Genomic DNA, 16,963 nt, shown 5'->3' on the forward strand with positions numbered 1-16,963 from the left:
AAATTATACTGCTTAATAGTATTATCAGTGTAGATATTATTTTCACGCTTATTGTGCACATATGAAATACCTACATAAGGGTTAAAGTACTGATTTAAATAGTATTCTGATTTGAAAGCTATTGACCAAGATTTTTCGTTATACAACGCATTTGATAGATTAGACCCAGTAAGGTTTGCGTGGCGATTTTGATAAGCGAGGTCAAAGCCAAGGGTTAAATTATTTAGTAAAGAAGAATTATAGTAGGCTAAATCGTAAGAATTAAATATGGTCGAGGTTCTATTATTTATTTTAGCTTTTGTATTTGCATATGTAAAACTTACATAATGTCCTAAATAACTATAATTTAAATTTGTTGCAAATTGACCTGTATAGGAATTAACATCACTTTTAGTTTTACCATAACTTATACCACCTGTAAAACCAGAAAATACAGGGAGATAATAGGTTAGAGTTGAATCATAATCACCTGATGAAACTGAAAAGGCTGTAAACTTACTCTCGTTATCAAAAAAATCGTATTCTAGATCATTTTGAAAGCGATCATCAGCAACGGTAACATATTTACCATAGAGTAACGTACCTAGTTCAGGTTTTGATAGGTAAACATAACCACGGGTCAAAGTAAACCCTTCTCGATAATGTAAAGTGTTAGTGTCAGAACCTATGATATTTTCAAGGTGATATCTTTGGCGATACGCCATAAAGTAATGGTCAAATCTTGCTTGAAAACCAAAGGTTAGTAAATTATAGTCTGAAATTTTACCTTGAATACCAATTCTTGTACGAAGTAATGAACTTTGATAGATTAATTTATCATGAAAGAAATCTGAATAGTTAGCAGAACTATTCTCATAGACGTAAGTATATCTTAACTGACCAAATACGTCTAAGCTTGCAACTGAGCTACCCGAATCATAGGTATGTAGATTAGTAGTAGCATGAGCTGCTGTAGAGAAGAGTCCCATAATAAACAAATGTACGAGAGTTTTCTTCATATTCTTTTGTTATTAGTAAATGCAAATTTGCTAGCTTTCAGTATATCAAAAATATAAAAATAATTCATATATAAATAAAAAAGCAGGCATATTGCCTGCTTTTTCTCTAAATGAATAATCAATTAGAATGATAAGATTGCACCTACGTTGAAACCTTTGTAAGTGTGTTTTTCGTTTTTAGTATCAAAACGGTCTGTAGTTCTTTCACGTGAATAATAGTACTCACCGAATACAGTTACTTTAGCTGTTTGATATGTGTAAACATCTGAAGCAGCACCTACAGCTAAGTTAGTAGCTTTTGTTTTAAGACGAGCTGCTTTTTCTTCTACGTATGAAGCATTAAAGAATGGTTGAGCATATTGGAAACCAGTGTATGCTACTTTACCTGCTACTGACCATAAGTAGTGTTTTCTATAAGTGTTGTCAGTATCAGTTAATTGTTGGTAAGCTACGTCACCACCTACAACGAAGTCTTGTACTAGACCATCGTTATAGAATGCTAAATCATATGAATTGGTGTTAGTAACAGTTTTACCATAACTACGATCACGAGTATTTGCGTAAGTAAATACTACATGGTTGCCAAAGAAGTTGTAAGCTGCTTGTAAAGCTAATTGTTTAGAGTAAACGTATTGTGAAGTTTTAGTTTCACCGTAGCTTAAACCACCTTTAACACCGTAAAACTCTGGAGCTAAGTATGTAAATACTGAATCATAACCAGTTTCTACATCAAATGCAGTGAATCTAGTCCAGTTAGCACCGTGCTCTAAATCATCACCGAATTTATCATCAGCAACAGTTACATATTTACCATATAATACTGAACCAAATGTAGGGTGGCTTAATTGAACATATGCACGATTCACATCAACACCATCACGCTTGTGAACGCCAGCTTCTTTAACACCGTCAGTTTTAGTGCTTGTGTATTGGAATCTTGATTGGAAACGTGTATAGAAAGAGTAAGTTAAGTTATTAGAGTCTTTGATACTACCGTATAAACCAAAACGTAAACGACCTTGACTTAGTCTTGAATCTTCTTTACTATCTGCTAAACGATCTTTATCTTGGTAATCTGCGAATACGTAACGAGCTTGTGCGAATACACCTAAGTTAGCGCTTGTGTTACCATTTGTATATGAGTAAACATTTGTGTTCGCAAACGCTGATGTAGCTAATCCTGCTACAGCTAAAGCTAATAATGTTTTTTTCATGGGAAAACCTATTCTATCAATATTGGCAGTGCCAATGTTATCTTATACAATTGTGGGAAGAAATGAAAGACATTTAAGTCTTTCATCTCTTTGCTCAAAAAAACTTTTTTAAATTAGAAGAATACTTTAACACCAGCTGCTAAAGCAGGAGCTTTGGTAGTTGTTTTATCACCAGTAGCATTTGCTTTTGTGCTGTAGTGTAAGTATACTGCTTCACCAAATACACGAACTTTGAATGAATCGTATTGGTAAACGTCAGATTGAGCACCTAAGTATCCACCCCAAACATTAGTTTTAGTGTTGTTAGACTCAGTGTCAAGTCTTTGATAAGTTACACCAGCGTATGGTTGGAAGTATTGGTTTAAGTTGTAGAATCCTTTAACTACAACTGAGTGATGTGTGTCAGTGCTAACTGTATTTTGTGCTGAACCATCTTTATTTTGAGTACGAACATAGTCATATGCCGCAGCTAAAGATACGTCACCTAATTGTTGAACTACAGCTACTTCGTAACCTTTTAATTCTTTAGTATTGTAGCCATTATTACGGTGGTTTTCAAATGCTACAGTAGCTTTAACAGCAGTGCCTGTAGAGAATGCGTAAGTACCTGCAAATGCATTTTGTACAACGCGCTCATCAGTAATTCTGAATACTTTACGGTTATATTTAGTTTCTGCGTATGAGTATTCGAATACAAAGTTATTAAATACTGGAGATGTATAGTAAGCTACTTTGTTACCTGAAGTGCGGAAGTTTGCTTGTAGAGCAGGATCAAAAGTTAAGAATTCTAAATCACTACTTGCAGCACCATCAGCAACAGTAACTTGACGACCTAAAGATAAACGACCAAAGTTGTCATTTGATAGGTAAACAAATGCACGATCAAAAGCAAAGTATTGTGTACCTTCACCTTCGTGTGAGCGTGTAGTTACATCTGTAGTTAGATTACGGTTTTTAACTGTAAGGTCTTTCCAGAAGTTATTTTGTAAACGTACTTTAAAACCAAATGCAGTAGAATCTGCAACTTTGAAGTCACCACCAAATTGGAAACGGTAACGTGCGTAGCTACCTTTTGTAGTGTCTTCATTTGAATTTTCTACTTTAGATTTCTCGTAACCGTAAACGTAACGTGCGTAACCATCTACGTATAAACGAGCAACGTCAGATTGATATACTGTAGTGTTTGCAAAAGCTGAACCTACTAAACCAGCTAAAGCTAAAGTTAATAAAGTCTTTTTCATATGAACCCTATAATTTTGCATGTTCAATTAAATTGAACTTTTATCAGATTTATGCTCTGATAGGTTGAACTAACCAAGGCACTTAAAATGCCTGTCCAAACAATTCTTTTTAATTAAATTGGCCGATGTATGTTTCTGCATTCCAAACTTCGCAGTTCACACAAAGCAGCTAAGTAACAGTTTTATTATATTATACTTGGATGTTTTTTTCTATTATTCTTTCATAAAATTTTGTCCTGTTTATTAACAGGTTAAGAAAAAGTTTGCTTTTTATGATCAATTTTAACCTAAATTTTTGTTCAAATTTAGCCCAAAAGGCTAAAATTTGTTAGCTAAAGTGTAAAAAATTGCCGTATTTTTCCCTATTCCAAGGTGTTCTTAAAGGTTTGCTGAGGTAATTCTTGATTATTACGGTCAAAAAAAAGGATAGTGTAGCACTATCCTTCATTTAAATAAGAATGATAACTATTTAGCAAGGTTTATACCTTTATTATCATTATCGTTATCGTTATCGTTATCGTTATCATCTTTATTATCGTTATCGTCGTTATCATCGCCTTGATCAATTTCATCAATTCCTTCTTCTTCAACTTGTGTAGCTAAAGGTGGAATTGTTTCATCGAACACTGGTAGAGGTTTGTGGCGTTTACCTAAGTAGATATATACCATTGGTAAAACGAATAGAGTAAACAGTGTACCGATAGAAAGACCTGAAACGATAGTTACAGCAATCGCAAAACGTGCGTTTGCCCCAGTACCAGAAGAAATTAATAGAGGGATTAGACCCGCAACCATCGCTAAGGTTGTCATAAGAATTGGTCTAAAACGTAATCTTGCTGCTTTAATAATAGCTTCACGTCTATCTAAACCTGCATTAATTTGTTCTTCTTTAGCAACTTCACACATTAAGATACCGTGTTTAGTAATTAGACCTACAAGAGTCATCATACCGATTGTGGTATATAAGTTAAAGGTTGCCCCTGGAATTTCCATTAGACTTAGTATAAATAAGGTCGAGATAGCCCCTGTAATAGCAAGAGGTACCGTAACCATGATCACAATACCATCTCTCCAAGAGTTAAATTGGATTGCTAGAACTAAGAAGATTAGAACTAAAGCTAAACCAAAGATAACTGTTGTTTGGTTACCTTCTTGTACATAAGTACGTAAATCACCTTGTAACTCATAAGTATAGCTAGAAGGGAAATATTTATAGAAGTTTGTTTGTACCCATTCAACTAGAGCTGATTGAGATTGAGTTGAACGACCTTGAACACTTACTGAGTTTAATTGGTTAAAACGAGGTAATGAAGCAGGTTGAGATTCCATAGTATAAGTAACTAATTCAGATAATGGGATATTAGTACCTGCTGAGTTAGTTACATAGTAGTTATATAAAGAATCTGTACCTGATTTATTGTCGTTTGCTAACTGAGTAACAACACGATAAACAGTACCATCAATCGATACACGTGCCGCTGTACTACCAGAAAGGTATGAAGCTAAAGCACTTGCAATATTTGAAATTTGCACCCCTAAACGTGATGCTTTTTCACGGTCGATAGTAATGTTTAGTTTTGAGTTGTTGTACGCTACGTTAGTACCAGACATAATTAGTACGCCTTCATCTTTTGCTGCTTGAGCAAATTTCTCTGCGTATGGAACAATTTTGTCTAGATCATCAACTGATTGTACAGCTACAGCAAAGTTATAGAAACCTGAACCAGGAACTTGGATTTCAGGGAAACTTACTGTGTTAACTTGTAAACCTGGAACTCCACCAAATACATTGCTATATTGAGCAATAATTTGTTGTTGAGTTAGAGGTCTCTCTTCTTCAAGTGGAGCAATGTTAATAATTGCTGAAGATTGAACAATTGATAAACGACCTGAAATATATGGTATTTTTTCAAAGCGTTGAGCAATGATTTTTTGAATTAACTCACCATAAGCTACTGTTGAGTTTGCTGGTAAACCTGCAAACGCAAGGAACACGCCACGGTCTTCAGTTGGAGTTAACTCAGAGTTAATATTCTTAGGTAGAGAGATTAATGAAAATACTGCAGCTACTAAGAATAGTAAGATAAATTTAGGATGTTGTAAGAAACCTTTTAGAGCAAGGTCATACTTAGCATTAACCTTATCTAAAGTACTTTCAACATAATGTTCGAATTTTGAAATTTTGTTGTGATCGTAATTTCTGTAAAGGAAGTTACATAACATTGGTGATAATGTTAATGAAACTATACCAGAGAATATTACCGAACCTGCTAAGGTAACCGCGAACTCACGATAAATAGGACCAGTAGCACCTGAAGTTAAAGCAAATGGTAAGAATACAATTGCTAGAGTACAGGTCATTACAATAACTGGAGCCGCAATTTCACGTGTACCTATAATAGCTGCACGGAATGGAGTTTCACCGTACTTAATGTGACGTTGAATGTTCTCTAGAACAACGATAGCATCATCCACCACTAAACCTATAGCAAGGATTAACGCTAATAGAGTAACTAGGTTTACAGAATAGCCTAAAATCCATAATAGAACGAAGTTAGCTAAAATGGAAATAGGGATAGCAATAATAGGAACAATTAAGGCTTTAACACTACCTAAGAACAGAAGCATTACAATCATTACGATAATAACAGCTTCAAATACTGTTTGCACCACGTGGTGAATCGCAGATTCTACGGCAACTGTACCATCATAAACTACAGTTGTATCAATATATTTCGGTAATGTTGGAATAACAACATCTTGATATTTTGTAATTAGATTAGCAACTACAGTTAATGGGTTAGCTTCTGGAGTTAATTCAAAGCCTAAAACAACTGCTGGAGCGTCATTAAATGTTGAAATTGTTTGGTTTGGTAACGCTTCCATAGTAACTTGCGCTACATCACCAATACGGATTGGTAGCCCATTTACAGTTGTAATAATAAGATTTTTTAATTCCTCAACGTCTTTAACCGAGCCGTCAACGTTATTAGTTAAAACACGATATTCTGATCTTAATGAACCAGCCGCAATTTGTAAGTTGTTACTACTAATAGTAGAAGTAACTGATGAAGGGCTTAAGCCATACTTATCGAGCTTTTCAGGATCAAGTGTAATTAGCATGTATAAACCAGGGTTCATAAAGCTTACACTAGAAACACCGTTTACAGTATAGAATTGAGGTTGAACATTACGCTCTAACCAGTCAACAAGCTGAGCATTGGTTAACTGTTGCGAGGTAAAGGCAATATATAACGGGTTAACTGATCGCCCTTGATCCTTACTAATTACAGGTTCATCAGCATCACTTGGTAGATCTGATTTTGCTTCATTTACTTTCGCAATAACGTCGTTAAATGCTTTATCAACATCAGCGCCTGCTACTAAATACATAGTAATTGTACTTGTACCTAATGCAGATGTAGAGTACATATAGTCAACGTTCTCTACTGATGCTAGTTCAGATTCTAATGGACTGGTGATAAAGTTTTGAATAGATTGTGCAGATACACCTGTATATGTAGTAGTAACCACAACTGTTGCTGTTACCAGTTTTGGATACTCACGTACACTCATTTTGCTTAAACTATATAAACCAAGCACTACAAGGAGAATACTAAGAGCAACACCCATTACTGGTCGTTTAATAAACGCATCAGTAAATTTCATTTTTCACTCCTAAATTAATTTGTAGTCTCTTGAGCTGCAACTGGTAGTTTATAAGTTGTAGGTACGCCTACACCATAGCCTTTTGCAATAGAAACTAAAGAACCATCAAGAATATTATTGAAGTTAGTCACAATAATATTACCAACATCAAGACCTTTGGTTACTAAAACTACACCATTCACGCGATCGTTTGCTGTGATATAGATTTGGGTAGCACGATATACATTTGCTGAGCTTTGCCCCGTGCTTGCTAAGCTTTCTTTTTCTGCATCAGTTAATGGATCTAAACGATAAACCATTTGACCGTATAGAGAATAGGTTACAGCAACATCTGGAATAGTAATTTGGTTAGCAACTGGGTTAGTAGAAACGCTAACTTTAATAAATTCACCATCAGCTAAGTTTGCATTTTCTGGGAATGAAACGCGAACTTGTGATAATCCTGTAGTAGTTGAAATTGTTGAGTCTACACCTGTAACAGTACCTGTAGCTACTTCAACACCTTCTTGATTGTAAGCTTTTACTGTATTACCAACGTTAATTTCTTTGGTAAAAGAAGGAGAAAGACCTAAGTTTAAAAAGTAACTATTTTGAGCATCTGTAGCTTTACTTGGAATAACTGTAACTAAAGTTGTTCCTGAAGTAACTACATCACCAATTGAAGGAGAAATAGTACCTACAACTCCGTCAAATGGAGCTACAATTTGTGATAATTGAATAGTTTGTTCTGTAGCACGTACAGTAGCTAATTGTGCATTATAACTACTTAAAGCAGATTGTACTTCGTATTGTGAAGCCCCACCTTCTTTATAAGCAGCAGCTAAACCGTCATAGTTAAGCTTTAATGCGTTTAATGAAGCTCTTTGACCTGCTAAAGTAGCTTGAGCTGATGCTACATCTAAAGATAAGATAACATCACCTTTTTTAACACTTTGACCTGGCTTAAAGTTAATTGAAGCAACTTTACCAGAATTTACAAGAGCTAAAGTACCTGTGCTTTGTGATCTTACAAAGCCAGAAGAACTTACTGCTCCCAAATAATTTTCGCTTGAAACTTCAATTACTGAAACTGGAGTAATTGCAGTTGGTAATCTATATTTACTTTTTTGGTAACTAATGAAATATGAGAATAAACTAAGTCCCACTAACACAATAATTACGATAGATATAAGTAAATAGAATACAATTGATCTACGTTTTGACATGTATTGACCTTATGTAAAAATATTAGCAACCTAAATTGTTATATCGTCTGCATATGCAGTTTATTCAAAAGATATATTTTAGAAAATACGTTCTCCATTATATCAAAATTAGTCCAATTTTTAATAAAAAAAGAAAAAATAAAAATTTCAATATTTATTAAATACTTGATAATTAAGAATAAAAAGTTCGCTAATAAGTGAGTAAATAATCACTTAAAAAATGAGGAGCATGAATTTTCATGCTCCTCAAAGAGAAATAATGTAAAACTAATAACAAATTTAATTAATTATTAGGTAATTTTGTTTTGTAGATCCATTTACTACTTATAGTACCTGCGGTCATAGCACCATTTACATTAAGTGCAGTTCTACCCATATCAATAATAGGTTCAATTGAGATTAATAAACCTACAAGTTCTAATGGGAAACCTAAAGTAGATAGAACTACAATAGAAGCAAAGGTAGCTCCGCCACCTACTCCAGCAATACCAAATGAAGCTAAAGCTACAATTAAAATTAATGAAGCAATAAAGCTTACTGATAGAGGGTCAATGCCCATAGTTGGTGCGATCATTGTCGCTAACATAGCAGGGTAAATACCTGCACAACCATTTTGACCAATGGTTGCCCCAAATGTTGCTGAGAAATTAGCTATAACAGAGTTATTACCTAATTTTTCTTCTTGAGTTTGTACATTTAAAGGTATTGACGCCGCACTTGAACGTGAAGTGAAGGCAAATGCTAATGTAGGGAATACATTTTTATAATAGCTAAATGGATTAATTTTATTCACTGATAAAAGAATACCGTGAACAATAAACATTAAGAAAATAGCGATATAAGACGCAATTAAGAAGTTAAGTAATGGAAGTAAATTTACTGATGTAGCTGCCATTCTAATCATTAAAGCAAACACGCCGTAAGGTGTTAGTCTAATCACAAAGCGTACTACACGCATAATAAGTTTATTTAATACTTCCACCCCATTTGTAATACGGGTACCAAGATCTTCATTTTCTTTTCTTAAACTTAATGCTGCAACTCCTAAGAATGCAGAGAAGATAACTACCGCAATAATTGAAGTAGGTCTTGCTCCAGTTAGGTCAGCAAATGGATTAGTTGGAATAAAAGATAGGATTATTCCAGGAACGGTTAGGTTTTCTACAGTTGCAGCTCGTTGTGTTACGCGAGATTGAGCAGCTAATTCATTTGACCCAGCTAACAGACCTTCAGAAGTTAAATGGAAAACATTTACCATTAAAATTCCAATCAGTGCTGAAATAGCTGTAGTAATTAATAAAATAGCTAAAACACTAACACTAATACGACCTAGTTTGCTTGCTTGATCAATTTTTGTAATTGCCGAAAGAATTGAAATAAATACTAAAGGCATTACGATCATTTGCAATAAGCGAACGTAACCAGTACCAACAATGCTAATCCAGTTTAAAGTAGTACTTAAGCTATCACTATTTAAATTTTGAATTACTAATCCAAAAATAATCCCTAAAACAAGGGCTACTAAAACTGTCCAACCTAGTTTTTGTGTATTTTTAAAGAAAAACCAGATGGCTACTAAAAATAGTGCAAAGACTATTAATGTTAATAAAGACATATTTACTCCAAGTAAACTTGTAGTAAATGAGAATATCAGGTTACCAGCCTGTAATATATCCGTATCAAGTATACTACCAAATAATTTATATTGCAATTATTGTCAGTATTTTTTCTTATATTTGCTCATTATTCTAACAAAATAAACTGCAAATTTTGCTCAAAATTTCGACCAAAATAAATCTTAAAAGTGGTCAAATGACAACTTTTTGCAAAAATCCTGCCATTAATTTGCTTAGCTGTATTAAGATAAAAATTAACTACCTTATTGCTGAAGCATTTATATTCTCAATATAGTAGGAAGCATAATATTAATTTAACCATGGCGTATTACTATATGAATAAAGAAAATAATGCTTTAGTTAATAGTAAAAGCTTTTCCCAAGCAAATGGGATGCAAAATGAAGTATCTTTTACATTAACGCAAGAATCTGCAAATGCCAAGATCTCACAATATCGTGATTTAGTAGTTCCTGAAAATTTTAAACAGGAAGACGTTGATTTTGATCCGCGTAACTGTTATCTAACTGACGAACTTACTGATCAAGAGCTAGGTTTTGTTAAAAAGATAATAGACAATCGCATAAGCCCCTTTACAGATAACGAACGTGCCTTTTTTCATTTATATGTATTTCGTTATTATGCAACTAAGGCTAAGCAAAAGTTAAAACTTTTAGTGCAACAAAGGTGTCTATTTGTAGCTCTAAATAATCTAATTCAAGAAATTTTAGCTTCCAATAGCTTAAACCAAAATCCTAGCAAAAGTTGTACTCAGTACTGTGAAGAAGGAGTATTTTATCATCTAGGCGAGTTTAACTATAAAGATTTTACCGCTGATGCCTCCATTGCTAAAGGAAAACAAGTACAGCTTCTCAATGACTTTGCTTTTTATCAAAAGTATAGATTTGAAGTTTACCAGTTTGATAAAGAGCTAAACACTTGTGTAAATCTTGGTAAGGTTTTAGCGGATTTAAAAAATGATACTTCTTTATTGCGAGCTGAGTTATTAAAGCATGATCTATTTACCTCTAATGAGCTAGATGAGATTTTAACATCAATTGATGCCGAACCTCTAGAGTATCCTGAATTAAGTCTAGAAAACTACTATCTTGTTTTAAATCCTGCCGTAACATGGGAACAAATCCAAGAGGTTAGTGCCAAGGCAAAACAAGCCTCTGAGCAAGTATTTTTACCAATTTTTACACTCTCTTTATGTGGTGATAATGTCGCAGGGATGTTTGTCCAATTGCCATTTACTAAAGGTGTCTACTATCAGCAAGATGAATATCATGTTTACCCTCATAAAGTAGCACAAGATTTATCCGTTCTGTCTTTAAACTATAATCTCTTACAACAAAAAGCTTGGGGATTATATACTCTGACCTTACCTCATGAATTAGGGCACTGGTTAGATTGGCAAGTACAAAAAACAAATGAAATTCTCTATCCAGGTCTATATGAAAGAACTGGACTTGAGCATTCAGCAGAGTTTTTCAAATACTCAGCAATGCTTACCCATCTAGGAGCTACCGAACTAGATCCTGAGGTTTCGCAATTTAATGATGAATTTACTTTTAATGAGCGTGAATATAATTGGCTAGAGTATGCAGAATTTAAAGACTGCATTGTAAGAATTCCTGGTGAGGTGGTGGCTAAATTTTATAATCTACCATGTGATTACTACTATTTAACTGTAGGTGGGATTGAAAGGTTAGGCTTAAAATATAAGCTTAGAGATGTGGATATAAGATGCATGCGCGTCGAAGAAGTGGAAAAATTGAATTTCTTATTGCTTCCAGGCGATCTCTTATTCTATAGTAAAAAATTTACAATTCTTCTCTCCGAACAACTAAAAGATATTCGTGTACGTGATCATTCCTCTGTTGGAATTTTAATGTACAAATAATAAATAGGCCTTCTAGCTGCTGCTAGAAGGCTTATTTTATTTTTCAATTACAACTTGAAAGATTGGTGACTCGCCTGCTATTACCGTTGAGCCAACAGGAGCTTTGTTAATAATTTGTACTTCACTACCTAGGTTAGTAACTACAACGGGAGTCATTATTTCTATACCAGTATGGATTATAGACTTAAAATCAATATTTAACAGAGGAGTAGTTAATTCTACTTCTTCATTTACACTTACTAAAGAAGAAAAATATCTTCCTCTTAAGTTTAAAGTGTTAAAACCTACATGAACAAATATATCAGCCCCAAAAGGGTTCTCAATTATAATGGCATGTTGAGTTTGATATAGACGTTTAATTATACCTTCGGTTGGAGATAATAACTCGTTTTGCTCCAGAGATGGAGCTATAGCAATACCATCACCAAGAATTAGATCTGAAAAAACTATATCAGATACAGTGGTCAGATCATGTACCTCTCCTGTTAAAGGAGCGTAAATTGTAATTATATACTTTTGCGGTTTATTGAAAAACCTATAGATGCTTTTTAATAAACCCATACAAGTACTCAGCGATTAAATAATACCACGATTAGTTAAGAAGTCTTGTACACGTTTTTTGATTGCACGTGATGAAGTCATAGTTAAACATTGTGCTACTAATGTTTTACATTCACTATATCTTAACTGACGGATAATATTTTTAACTTTAGGAATTGAGATAGCACTCATAGAGAATTCATCTAGTCCCATACCTACTAATAGAGGGGTAGCTAATTCATCACCAGCTAATTCACCACACATACCTGTCCATTTACGTTCAATATGTGAAGCATTAATTGTGTTTTGAATTAGACGTAACACTGAAGGACTAAATGGATCGTATAAGTCTGAAATTAATTCATTACCACGGTCAACTGCTAAAGTGTATTGGGTTAAATCGTTTGTACCGATTGAGAAGAAGTCTACTTCACGTGCAAGTAAGTCCGCAATGATTGCTGAAGCCGGAGTTTCCACCATTACCCCTACTTGAAGGTTAAATTCATTAGGGATACCGCGTTCAACAAGTTCTGCTTTACATTCTTCAATAATTTTATTAATTTCACGTAATTCAGATACTTTGATAATCATTGGGAACATTACCCCAACTTTACCGTGTTGTGAAGCACGTAAAATTGCACGTAATTGTTGTTTGAAGATATCTCTTCTATCTAAACCGATACGCACCGCACGATAACCTAAGAATGGATTTAATTCTTTAGGTAATTCCATATATGGTAAATCTTTATCACCACCTATGTCCATAGTACGGATAATCACAAGTCTACCGTCCATTTTTTCTACAACGTCACGGTAAGCTTGGTATTGTTCTTCTTCATTAGGGAACTGATCACGGTCCATAAAGAGGAACTCGGTACGATATAAACCAATAGCTTCTGCACCATTATTTAAAGCTGGATCACAGTCACGTATAGTACCTATGTTAGCAGCAACATCGAATTTAACTCCGTCTAGAGTTACTGCAGGAAGATCTTTTAATTTAGCTAATTCAGCTTTTTTATGCTCTTCTTCAGCTTGGATTCGTTTGAAGTTTTCAATTTCTTCAGCTGTAGGATTTACATAAACTGCATTATTAACTGCATCTAAAATTATAAAATCACCTTGTTTAACTACTGAAGTGACGTTGTTAGTACCAACAATGGCAGGAATTTCAAGAGAACGAGCCATAATTGATGAGTGACTAGTTCTTCCACCAATGTCAGTAATAAAACCTTTTACTTTATCTAATGGTAATTGAGCTGTTTCTGAAGGAGTTAAGTCGTATGCAACAACAATAACTTCTTCTGAAATTGCTGTTAAGTCAATAATATTAAGACCGAGGATGTTTTTTAGTAAACGTTTACTAATATCTTTAATATCAGCTGCACGCTCACGCATATATTCATCTTCTAAATTTGCGAAGATTTGAATATGTTGTTGTAAAACTTGATTAGCAGCGTTATCTGCAGTAATCAGATCTTCTTCAATTAAAGATAAAACTTCTTCTTCAATTTCTTCATCTTCTAAAATCATTAAATGACCTTCAAAGATTTCTGCTTTTTCTTTACCAAGAGTAGCTTCTGCTCTATCTTTAATGCGTTGTAGTTGTTCTACAGCCTTAGCACGTGCTTCAAAGAATCTTTGTTTTTCAGATTCTACATTTTCAGAAGCAATTGTTACATTATTAATAACAATCTCTTCCTCTTTTAGCACAAGTGCTTTTGCATAAGCTACACCAGGTGAAGCAAGAATACCTTTAATCATGATGTTTAAAACTCCGTAATTGGTTATAAGATTATTCTAAAGTGTCCATTAACGCTGATAAAGTTTCTAAAGCTTTTTCTTCATCAGGGCCATCACACGTTAGAGTAAATGCTTTACCATGTTCTAAGTTTAAACTAATCACTTTTAATGCACTTTTTGCACTAACTGTTTCACCATTTGCAGTTAATGTAACTTTTGATTCGAATTCTTTTGCAGCCTTAGCTAAAGTTGTAGCTGGACGCATGTGAATACCATGAGGTGCAACAATTGTTAAATCTTTGCTTACAGTCATATTAAATTCCCGTTTTAAAATGTTGGATTTAATTCACTTAAATTAAATTTAGTGAAGTAAATTTGGAAAAAAAGATTGCCTCTTTTTTTATTCTTATTTCAAAAAGTATTAAGTATATAACTTAAAATATTAATAAATAAGTTTATAAAAACCCAAATAAGATCACTAAATTCTCTTAAATGAACTAGGGTAAATTTTAAATACTTAATACCATATAGCAAAACTCGCTAATATTATACTAGCTTAACGCAAAAAAATGAAAAAAAGTTTAATCCTTATTTACTTGTTGAAGTAAATTCATTAAGTTTGTATAGCGAAACTCAGAGATTTTGCCATCTTGGTGTAGCCTTTGGATACCACACCCTGCATTGTTAACATGATTACAATCAGAGAACCTGCAGGCATAATTAGGATCATGCAATTCTTTGTAGCCTTTTAGTAACTGTTTTTCATTATAATTTTCTAAGCTAAATTCACGAATTCCTGGGCTATCTATTAAGGCGCTAAAATCATTGATCTTAAATAGACGTGAGGTGGTGGTAGTATGCTTACCTAACTTAGTATCATAGTTGATTTCCCCCACCGACATTAACTCTTTGCCAAAGATTGCATTTATTAATGAAGACTTACCTACACCAGTTTGACCGACTAAAATATGAAGTCCTTGATTTAATTCATTTTTTACTAAATCTATATTAAAGTCTTGGGCAACAGAAACTGGAAGGGCGTCATAACCTAAACTTTGGTAATAAGAGATAATGTTGTCAACTTCTTGACGCTCTTCTTCAGATTCAATTAAATCGATTTTATTAATTAGTATAAGCGGTTTTACTTGACTGTTCTCAGCGACAATTAAATAACGATCAATAATTTCGGTATTTAAAGTTGGATTTATCGAAGAGGTGATAAGCATAGTATCGACATTGGCAACTATGTTACGCTCTTTATTAAAATAAAAACGAGTGATTAGGTTTTTTCGTTCTTCTTTCTCAACAATAAAACTTTGTTCATCATTGATGTCATAGTAAAAGACATAGTCTCCTACAACTAAATCATCAAGAGAAGCTTTCATAAAGCAACGTTGAACTTGATCTGTAAATTTATTTTCGCTAAGAGGCATAACATCCGCAGATTTACCATATCGACTAATAACTATGCCTTTTTTGATCGTAAGATTCTCTTGTTGCTCAAGGTAATCTTCGATAGCTTGGGTTTGAGCTTGATGTTTTGCCGATTTCTTACTAATTAGGTTTTGTCGGTGTTTATTAATATTGCGCTGTTGCTGAATGGATAAGTGGCGTTTTTTTTGCGACATAAGCTAAAATCTATACGATAAAAGCCTTAGTTTTACTAAGGCTTAGGATAATACTTCTACACTTTCGATAACTAAGTTATCTAATGGAGTGTCTTGAGCATCAACTTTAACATTTTTTAAATGCTCTAAGTTTTCATGTCCTTCGATAATTTTACCAAAAACCGCGTAGCCATCTTTAACTACATTACCAAATCTATCAACTTTTGCATCTAAATGTTTAGAGTTATCTACTAAATTGATAAAGAACTGAGAAGTAGCTGAATCAGGAATTACCGTTCTTGCCATAGAAAGAGTGTATGGAGCGTTAGATAAACCATTGTTTGATTCATTTTTGATAGGTTCAAGAGTTCTTTGTTCTAAACCTTTTAGATTATAGCCTCCACCTTGTAATACAAAACCTTTAACATAACGGTGGAAAATAATGCCATCGTAGAATTTATTTGTTACGTATTTTAAAAAGTTATCTACGGTAATTGGAGCTTGTGTGTCATATAGCTCAATTTTAAAATCACCAAAATTAGTTTTCATTAAAACTAAGGTATTTTTATCTTCTTGAGCTAAGATGGTATCTGTTGAAGCTAAGGCATTTAAATTTTCAACATTTTTGTTGTCATCTTTGAATAGATTTTCTGTATGATCAATTTTATCTTTTGACATAATTATCGATAGTATTGGATTAAATTAAATTTTGAGAATTCTGTGCCCTTATTTAGAAAAGCCAGCAAAATTATCACTCAGGGCTAAAAAATTAAGTTGATTGCTATAGAGATCTAGAGAAAATTTATCTAGAGGCTTAAAACGGATCAACTTTACATTGGATTAAATAATTTTGTTTTGCTTTTACTTGTAAAAGCTTTATTGACAAAAATTAACCTACTTTAGAAAAGAGGAATAGTTCGTCACTAGTTAAATTATTTTTATCTTTGTCCCTAGAAACAAATAAAACTATGTAAACTTTAAACTCTTTAACAGGTTAATTATTAAATTTTACAAAATGGGTGATTAGAAAATTTGCTTAGCTAGATTGAAGCTAGAACTAAATTTTTGCAAGAGCAAAAAATCTAATCACACTCGCTAAAGCGTATTCTATTATTAAAGACCAAGTTAAATTATATCACGAACTAAGGATAAAAATTAGGGTAAAAAAAGCGATAAACTTTAGATTTAAAATAAGAATTTTTGTATAATAAACGATTGTCTACTCC

The 16,963-nt window shown here is 33.4% G+C and carries 12 protein-coding genes; 1 reads left to right on the forward strand and 11 read right to left on the reverse strand.

Translation table 11 applies throughout. The features are described from left to right. From CJP74_RS04415 to CJP74_RS04440, 6 genes are all read right to left on the reverse strand, one after another. Positions 1 to 998, reverse strand: a 998-nt coding sequence (locus tag CJP74_RS04415; RefSeq protein ID WP_222986922.1) for a porin family protein, incomplete at its 3' end; no start/stop codon positions are given. A 122-nt stretch (positions 999 to 1,120) separates the two neighbouring features. Further along, on the reverse strand, positions 1,121 to 2,212 hold the full coding sequence (locus CJP74_RS04420) for a porin family protein (protein WP_119497071.1): 1,092 nt from the start codon (positions 2,210 to 2,212) through the stop codon (positions 1,121 to 1,123). A 113-nt stretch (positions 2,213 to 2,325) separates the two neighbouring features. Then, the gene (locus CJP74_RS04425; protein ID WP_222986924.1) at positions 2,326 to 3,453 is read right to left on the reverse strand and encodes a porin; all 1,128 of its coding nucleotides are present in this window, start codon (positions 3,451 to 3,453) and stop codon (positions 2,326 to 2,328) included. A 465-nt stretch (positions 3,454 to 3,918) separates the two neighbouring features. Next, positions 3,919 to 7,122: an efflux RND transporter permease subunit gene (locus tag CJP74_RS04430; protein WP_119497073.1), complete on the reverse strand. Its 3,204-nt coding sequence runs from the start codon at positions 7,120 to 7,122 to the stop codon at positions 3,919 to 3,921. A 14-nt stretch (positions 7,123 to 7,136) separates the two neighbouring features. Further along, positions 7,137 to 8,327, reverse strand: coding sequence for an efflux RND transporter periplasmic adaptor subunit (locus CJP74_RS04435; RefSeq protein WP_119497074.1), 1,191 nt, complete (start codon positions 8,325 to 8,327; stop codon positions 7,137 to 7,139). A 283-nt stretch (positions 8,328 to 8,610) separates the two neighbouring features. After that, positions 8,611 to 9,942: an L-cystine transporter gene (locus CJP74_RS04440; RefSeq protein WP_119497075.1), complete on the reverse strand. Its 1,332-nt coding sequence runs from the start codon at positions 9,940 to 9,942 to the stop codon at positions 8,611 to 8,613. A 336-nt stretch (positions 9,943 to 10,278) separates the two neighbouring features. Between CJP74_RS04440 and CJP74_RS04445 the strand changes: the two genes are divergently transcribed. After that, a complete protein-coding gene (locus CJP74_RS04445) occupies positions 10,279 to 11,847 on the forward strand; it encodes a hypothetical protein (protein ID WP_119497076.1) in 1,569 nt (522 codons plus the stop codon). A gap of 36 nt (positions 11,848 to 11,883) precedes the next feature. Here the strand turns inward: CJP74_RS04445 and CJP74_RS04450 are convergent, their stop codons facing one another. The 5 genes from CJP74_RS04450 to CJP74_RS04470 form a co-directional block, all read right to left on the reverse strand. Beyond that, a complete protein-coding gene (locus CJP74_RS04450; RefSeq protein WP_119497077.1) occupies positions 11,884 to 12,408 on the reverse strand; it encodes a PTS sugar transporter subunit IIA in 525 nt (174 codons plus the stop codon). A gap of 15 nt (positions 12,409 to 12,423) precedes the next feature. Then, positions 12,424 to 14,151 (reverse strand): phosphoenolpyruvate-protein phosphotransferase PtsI, encoded by a 1,728-nt coding sequence (gene ptsI, locus CJP74_RS04455; RefSeq protein ID WP_119497078.1) that lies wholly within the window; start codon positions 14,149 to 14,151, stop codon positions 12,424 to 12,426. Between the two features lie 31 nt (positions 14,152 to 14,182). Beyond that, positions 14,183 to 14,443: an HPr family phosphocarrier protein gene (locus CJP74_RS04460; RefSeq protein WP_119497079.1), complete on the reverse strand. Its 261-nt coding sequence runs from the start codon at positions 14,441 to 14,443 to the stop codon at positions 14,183 to 14,185. A 268-nt stretch (positions 14,444 to 14,711) separates the two neighbouring features. After that, entirely contained in the window at positions 14,712 to 15,758 is a 1,047-nt protein-coding gene (gene rsgA, locus CJP74_RS04465; protein WP_119497080.1) for a ribosome small subunit-dependent GTPase A, read from the reverse strand. Positions 15,759 to 15,800: 42 nt separating this feature from the next. Next, positions 15,801 to 16,415 carry a peptidylprolyl isomerase gene (locus CJP74_RS04470; protein ID WP_119497081.1) on the reverse strand — a complete coding sequence of 205 codons (615 nt, stop codon included), beginning with the start codon at positions 16,413 to 16,415 and terminating at the stop codon, positions 15,801 to 15,803. Positions 16,416 to 16,963 lie beyond the last annotated feature (548 nt).

Origin of the sequence: Psittacicella melopsittaci, assembly GCF_003585925.1 — a bacterium.
In the GTDB taxonomy this organism is placed as follows: Bacteria; Pseudomonadota; Gammaproteobacteria; order Enterobacterales; family Psittacicellaceae; genus Psittacicella; species Psittacicella melopsittaci.